This window comes from Armatimonas sp., from assembly GCF_031410135.1.
Taxonomy (GTDB): Bacteria; Armatimonadota; Armatimonadia; order Armatimonadales; family Armatimonadaceae; genus Armatimonas.
The window spans coordinates 1-6,237 of record NZ_JANNYP010000618.1; the positions used below are offsets into that span (position 1 = coordinate 1).

7 protein-coding genes are annotated in these 6,237 nt (G+C 57.8%); 1 reads left to right on the top strand and 6 read right to left on the bottom strand.

Going from position 1 to position 6,237, the window contains the following annotated elements:
• Positions 1-243: 243 nt before the first annotated feature.
• On the top strand, positions 244-1,317 hold the full coding sequence (locus RMO15_RS22635; protein ID WP_309717617.1) for a matrixin family metalloprotease: 1,074 nt from the start codon (positions 244-246) through the stop codon (positions 1,315-1,317).
• A 48-nt stretch (positions 1,318-1,365) separates the two neighbouring features.
• On the opposite strand, the gene RMO15_RS22640 is transcribed toward RMO15_RS22635, so the two are convergent.
• The 6 genes from RMO15_RS22640 to RMO15_RS22665 are packed head-to-tail and all read right to left on the bottom strand — an operon-like array spanning position 1,366 to position 6,131.
• Complete coding sequence (locus tag RMO15_RS22640; protein ID WP_309717620.1) at positions 1,366-1,920, bottom strand: hypothetical protein; 555 nt, start codon at positions 1,918-1,920, stop codon at positions 1,366-1,368.
• Positions 1,921-1,961: 41 nt separating this feature from the next.
• The gene (locus tag RMO15_RS22645) at positions 1,962-2,627 is read right to left on the bottom strand and encodes a hypothetical protein (RefSeq protein WP_309717623.1); all 666 of its coding nucleotides are present in this window, start codon (positions 2,625-2,627) and stop codon (positions 1,962-1,964) included.
• Positions 2,628-2,631: 4 nt separating this feature from the next.
• The gene (locus tag RMO15_RS22650; RefSeq protein ID WP_309717626.1) at positions 2,632-3,720 is read right to left on the bottom strand and encodes a glycosyltransferase family 4 protein; all 1,089 of its coding nucleotides are present in this window, start codon (positions 3,718-3,720) and stop codon (positions 2,632-2,634) included.
• 2 nt (positions 3,721-3,722) lie between these two features.
• Positions 3,723-4,898, bottom strand: coding sequence for a glycosyltransferase family 4 protein (locus RMO15_RS22655; protein ID WP_309717629.1), 1,176 nt, complete (start codon positions 4,896-4,898; stop codon positions 3,723-3,725).
• Positions 4,898-5,284 (bottom strand): hypothetical protein, encoded by a 387-nt coding sequence (locus tag RMO15_RS22660; RefSeq protein ID WP_309717632.1) that lies wholly within the window; start codon positions 5,282-5,284, stop codon positions 4,898-4,900. Before RMO15_RS22660 ends, RMO15_RS22655 begins: the two co-directional genes overlap by 1 nt.
• A 19-nt stretch (positions 5,285-5,303) precedes the next feature.
• Positions 5,304-6,131 (bottom strand): WecB/TagA/CpsF family glycosyltransferase, encoded by an 828-nt coding sequence (locus tag RMO15_RS22665; RefSeq protein WP_309717634.1) that lies wholly within the window; start codon positions 6,129-6,131, stop codon positions 5,304-5,306.
• Positions 6,132-6,237: the final 106 nt, after the last annotated feature.

Below are 6,237 nucleotides of genomic sequence, written 5' to 3' on the forward strand. Positions count from 1 at the left end.
AACCCTCAGGGAGGGCTGTCAGGAGGCTATTTTCAAACCAGACGCCATGAACGGGGTTCACCTTGAAGCATGAAAATGCCCGAGGAACGCCGCCCGAAAGCGGCTATTTACAGGATAGGAAACAACTCGAAGCCCCCTCTGCCCCACGCCACTCAGCTTGGCGTGGGACTTTTTTTCTGACTTCTGCTTTGGCGATTTTGTGCATTTCAGGAATCTTTCTGGGTGTGGTGTTAGAATGCTCCTATGGAAAACAATACTCAACCTAAACGCCTCACCCGAGGCGGCTTTCTGACGGCACTGGCGTTCTCGGTGACGTGCACCATGGGCATCTTACAGGGCTGTAGCAGTGGTGGTGGCGTGACCGACCCCACACCAACTCCATTCGCTACTGCGACTCCCGTTCCGACGCCGACTCCCGTTCCGACGGGAGGGCCGACCCGTAACTACCAGCTCACCGTGAGCGGGTCACGGGGTAGCGTCCCCCTCGAAGTTTTAAGAAAGACGACACTGCTGACACCCGGCAGTGCCGTTAGTACCACGACCCCCATTAGCGTTGTGGATCTCCTCATTGCCCCCGCCCTCTACGGCGACCGTCGCTTTGCAGGCTGGGAGTACAAGGGGACACGCTTTAGCACAGCTGCGGCCATCAATGACCTGCCCGGAGCGGTGGTGGATGGGGATACGATCACGGCGGTCTACGAACCAGCAGGTGCAGGGGTCAAGCCCTTGACACCCAGCTACAACGATCCTCAGCCTGCGTTCTGGCCAGCGCCTGGCAATCTCAAGATATTCTTCGATCCCACGGTCAGCGCTGATATGCAAGCCGTGATCAAAGAAGGCATTGAGAGATGGATGAAAGCACTCGGCTCAAGTTTTGGCTACTCCGTTGTGACAAATCAAGCAAGTGCACAAATTGTGATCAAAATGGGAGCTGTTGCATCGGCAAGTGCTTTTACATCCGTAGATTATGTGAATAATGCCAGCCCTACTCCTATAGAGGACGCTGAAATGATATTCGATCTAGCAAAGCTTCCTTCGATAACAGATGCTGAAAATCGAAAAGCGGTCGTGGCACTCGCTTGTCATGAATTTGGTCATGCTTTGGGGATCGGAGAGCATAGCACTGTCTCAACCGATACGATGTTTCCCTCGGTCAGTAACAACACCCTCGTGATCACTCAAAGAGATCTCAATACGATGATGAACATGTACAGTATTTTTGATGGACGATCTCGCCCGGCTTCACGTGGCACTCGTACAGGCCGGACACGAACCCAGCACATCGATTGTAACCTTCACATCGCGCCTAAGCCCTAGACAAATGCCCCACACCTCTCTTTGGCGCGGGGCTTTTTCTGTCTAGGGTCAGCGGGAGTAGACACCCGTGGGCGACCAGCTCGCGCTGGGGCCACCGGAGAGCCCGACGGGAACGGGGTAGATGGCGACGCTCTCGCCGTTGATCGTGAGGGCCATCTGCCCCGCCGCCGCTTCCACGCCCTGCTGCACAAACGGCAGGGGCGCACCAAACGGGCGCTCGACCAGCTCTAGTGGCCCAAGCTCGCTCAGGGTGGTCTCGATCTCAAAGCCCGGAATGCTCACGCGGCAGCCGACGCCGCCCGGCAGGCTAGTGAATACCTCGATCTTTGCGGTGAGTACGGGGGCGTTCTCAAACGGGGTGCCCGCGAAGATATTGGGGCCGAAGTACGCCCCGATCTGTGGGTCCGTGGAGACAAAACCCATAAAGGCAGGCGCGGCGCTCGGGTCGGGCTGGTAGAAGACCATGCCGCTGGCCGCTGAGCCTAGCGGCGTGTGCACCACGCGTCCGATATGAACAATAACATTGGGCTGCTCCGCTCCCGCAATCGTCGTGGCGACCATATCAACGCCGCCCTCCCAGCTCATCCAATTGGTAACTTGCATTTGAAGTGTTCCCTTTCAGAGAGCACTCTACCAAATTAGCGTTACAGTGGCGTTACAGGCGAGGTTTTACTCCAGGTTCCTTTGCCCGTCCGCTCCACTATCGTATTCGTCTCCCCGACCACAAAAGTCAGGCGTGTGGTGGAGGGAGCAATGGCTTCGTACTGAATATCAGTGGGGCTTGAGGGGGCGGAGACAATGCTGGCGATCCGAAGAAAGTCGCTCTTGCCAAAGAAGAGCCCGGCAGCACGGTTGGCCCGAAGGTAGGTATCGAAAGTGACCGCAAACCAGCTCTGGTCACCATCTGGGTTGAGCAAGCGCACGGTCGTGGCATCGAACTCCTCAAAGACCGTGTCGAGATCACGAACCCCTGTGGAGAGCTTCCCCGCTTTCCAGCTAGAGAACCAAGGAGCATCGTTGCTGATGGCGAAGTGGAGCTCATGGGCATTAAAGCTTGGGGCCGCGTGGATATCTTTCAGATCCGGAAATGCTTGGCGGGCCGAGCGCAGCTCACTGTCGCGGTCACGAACGGACTGCACCGGGACGACATAGCCCTGAACGGAGCGGGCCGCGATCAGGAGTGCATCAGGGTCAAGGCTGGCCTCAGAGCGCGTCGTGACGATATCATCGTCCGAGCCACGGCCTCCGCACCCAGAAAGCAGGCACAGACCAACCACAAGAGTCATGAAAAGTGTCTTGGAGCGTCCCATGACGCTATGGTACCGTATTTTTGCTCCCACAGGAAATAATTGCCGTGCATAAGCTCTCCACCCACCGGTCTAGAGTGGCATTTTGCTCGATCCAAAGCCGGGCATTTTCACCTAGCTTCTGCCGTAGCGCCGGGTCAGCTTGCAGGCGACGGATGGCGGTTTCCCAACTAGCCGAATCGCCGACAGGCACATAGAGACCGTTCTCTCCGTCGGAAATGGCATCGGTCTGGCCCTCTGTTTGGGTCACAACCACAGCTTTTCCGCAGGCCATCGCCTCCAAAATCGCGGTGATCCCTGCCTGGAAATCGTTCTCGTAGAGAGGGACGGCCACAATCGCCGAAGACGCGTAGAGCTCGCGTAGCTCTACGTACTCGTAGCGGCGAGCCGAGACATTGGCAGGCATGGTGCGCTTCTCCGTCTCGTTGTTGTGTTTTGACCAAGGTGAGGCGGCAGCAAGAGGAAAGCTCGTCTCGGGGAGGCGCTCGGCGGCGGCGAGAAGCGTGGGATAGTCGCGCCACTCCAGCCCCGCAGCGCTGACTTGCTTCTCGTTCTCCGTGACTTCAGGCCGGGGTCGCCAGAACGTCGCATCGGCGTGAAAGGGAATTAATCTTAGGCGCTCTGCCGGAATGCCCAGCACGCTCGCGCCATGCTTTTGCTGTGTCGTGGCATAGACAAAGACCGTGTCCATCTCCTGCCAGAGCTTGAGCGTCCCGAAAAACAGCTTCTTCTTGCCCGTCGAGAGCCGGTGCCCAATGGTCACATGGCCTGGGCGCTTTTTGCCCGAGAGGCGCAGTAACAGTGCCAGAAACAGCCCGACATTCTCGCCATTGGTAAAGAGGGTGTTGTAGTGGTGCCGCCGTCGCCAACCGGCCACAGCGAGGGCGATATCGCGCCCCATAGTCTTGCGTGCCAGCTTGACCAATGCGTCTGATTCTGCCTCCAGAGCGCGGTAGTCGTAGAGCTCCGCGCAGGTGCCCCGAGACTCCAGCCCCGCAGCGAGGGCATCGTAGTCCATGGTCGGGTGCTGGTCGGCAGAGACTGCGGTAGCAATGTTCTCTTTACGGTAGCTGGGGATTAGGAGCAGGGTCTTCATGATTACCTCCCCCCCATCCCCCGCCCAGCGGGGGGGATAAGAGGAAATACTTTTTTGTCCCCCCGCCCGGCGGGGGTTAGGGGGGCAAGCCCTTTGAGACGGGCGAGAATCTGGGGATAGTTCTTGGCGGCATCGTAGCGAGCGAGTGCCTCTTGGCGAGCCGTACTTCCCAGGCGCAGGCGCAGGGTCTCGTCGGTGAGGAGGTTCTCTAAGGCAAGAGCAAGTGCTTTTTCATCTCCGACAGGGACAAGCTTGCCTGTCTCGTTCTCGATCACGGCCTCGGGGATCGCCGCCACCGCCGTCGTGATGACCGGAAGGCTGGCGGCCATGGCTTCCAGAACCGCTTGGGGCAGACAGTCGGCGCGGGTAGGGAAGACAAAGATATCCGCCTCGGCAAAGAGCGTGCGTAGGCGCTCCGAGTTAGGCGTAACACCATTGTGCACCGTGATGTTTGCTGCTGGCGCAAGCTCCGTGGCCTGAGTGACTAGATGCAGGTGCGCCGTTCGACGAACGGGCTCAGGAAGAAGATCAAACGCTGCCAGAAGCGTGTCGCCACCTTTTCGGATAAAATCTCCCCCCACAAAGAGCACGTTCAGCGGTGCATCCGTGGTGCGCGGTTTTCGGAGCGCACGGGCGGAGTCCCAGGCCGCGATATCGACACCCGGCGGGATCACAAAGATCTTGTCACCCGGCACGCCATAGTCGCTGATCAGGGAGTCTTTGGTCCACTGGCTCCAGGTGAGGAGCCCCCGCGCCGCCGCAAAGGCCCGCTGGTTGAGCCTTGCTTTGAGCACTTCGAGCCGAGAGTTTCCCGGTGTGTGGCCGTAGTGCGCCCCAAGCCTATCGTACTGAAGTGGGGTGGCATCCAGCGAGATCAGGCCCGGCGTCTTTTTAAGCATCCCCGAGGCCAGCAGGGCGGTGACTTGCGTGTGAAAGAACAGCGCATCGAAGCTTTTACCACGCAGACCAAGAAGGGCACCCAGTGAGGCGCGCAGCGACCAGTTAGAGCGAACACCCGGGAGCTTTGCCCAGGCTCCCGGTGTGTTGTGGTAGGGCAGCTCAATCAGCTCAGGCTGGACAAAACGATCCCTGGCCAGAGCCGCTTGGAGGTTTCTCGCATGGGTTGTGTGGCCCAGAGAGTGCTCCAGTGCGAAGCCAATACGGAGCAAAGCAGGCATTAGGCCCGAGGAGTTGCGCCGGTGAAGTTCTCAAACGCTGCGGCGGGCTCTTCCGGGTGGGCGGAGCCAATTCCGTAGCGGGTGAGCAGGTGGGTGATGAGATGCTCCAGACGGTGCTTTGGCAGACGAGCCGGGGCAAAGATAAAGACATTCTCATCAATTTGCAGCAGGCTCATTCGGCGACGCTCCGCCGTTAGTCCCAGAAACGTGTTGGGAGCAATCTCGCGGCAGACGATCTTTCCACGGCTGGTGCGTACCAACATCTGGCGGTCGTTGGCAATGGCACGTGCATGGTTGACGGCGGCTTCGTTGATATCCCCAATCGGATACTCGAGGTCATCCAGATCAACTGTTGTCGTGACAACAATCTTTTTTGAACTGTTCACAGTGTGTCTTCCTTAAATTCTACTTCGGAGCGACGGCTTCCGAAGGCTCCGCAGGTGCGGTTGTCATGTTAATCCGCTGAACCGTGAGACGCGGCTCTTCAATTAGTGGACGCGGTTTGGGCTTTTTCAGTCCTAGGCGTAGTAGACCCGCATCGGCGACTAGGTGCATCAAGAGGGGCAAGTCACGACCAATATAGCGATGGTACAGACGCTTTGGATCTTGGCAGAGCCTCCAGGCCCACTCCATTCCGGTACGCTGAACCAGCCTTGGAGCACGAGAGACCATGCCCGCTGCCATCTCAAAGCTACCGCCCACCCCAATGCTCACGGGGACGCCTAGCTGCATCTTATGTCGGGCGATCCACTTCTCTTGCTTAGGGGCACCCAGACCAACCAGTAGAATATCCGGGTTTGCATCTTTCAATATCTGCGTGATTTTCCCCTGCTCCTCTGCCGTTTCAAAAGTATCTTTGGGAGGACAGTAAGTACCACAGATTTGGACACCAGGGAAGCGCTCCTCCAGAACCTTCTTCGCCGCTTCTGCCGCTCCCGGAAAGCCTCCAAGAAAGAAAAGCTTCAGGCCCGTCCATGCGGAGGCCCGGCAGAGCTCATAAAGCAAGTCGCTACCTGCCACACGCTCAACTAAGCTGGCTGTGTCCGGGCGGAGCTTTGAGAGCCAGACAATCGGCATGCCATCGGCGAGTACAAGAGCCGCGCTGGAGTAGATCGCACGAAACTCGGCATCCTGCTGAAGTAGAGCCAAGTGATCCATATTGCCTGTGCAGACGTGCTGGGGCACATCGGCCTTTTGGACGAGCTGTAAGATGCACTCTACAGCTTGTGTCATTGTTATATTGTCAAACCGGGTTTCTGCAATGATAACTTGTTTATTAAGAGGCGGCATTTCTATAGTTCTCCGAAAAATCACTGAGAGTTAAGTCAAGCAAATTCCA

Coding starts and splice junctions, on each gene's coding strand:
- RMO15_RS22645 (WP_309717623.1), bottom strand. CDS start 2,627: ATGGGACGCTCCAAGACACTTTTCATGACTCTTGTGGTTGGTCTGTGC.
- RMO15_RS22665 (WP_309717634.1), bottom strand. CDS start 6,131: ATGACACAAGCTGTAGAGTGCATCTTACAGCTCGTCCAAAAGGCCGAT.
- RMO15_RS22640 (WP_309717620.1), bottom strand. CDS start 1,920: ATGCAAGTTACCAATTGGATGAGCTGGGAGGGCGGCGTTGATATGGTC.
- RMO15_RS22635 (WP_309717617.1), top strand. CDS start 244: ATGGAAAACAATACTCAACCTAAACGCCTCACCCGAGGCGGCTTTCTG.
- RMO15_RS22650 (WP_309717626.1), bottom strand. CDS start 3,720: ATGAAGACCCTGCTCCTAATCCCCAGCTACCGTAAAGAGAACATTGCT.
- RMO15_RS22655 (WP_309717629.1), bottom strand. CDS start 4,898: ATGCCTGCTTTGCTCCGTATTGGCTTCGCACTGGAGCACTCTCTGGGC.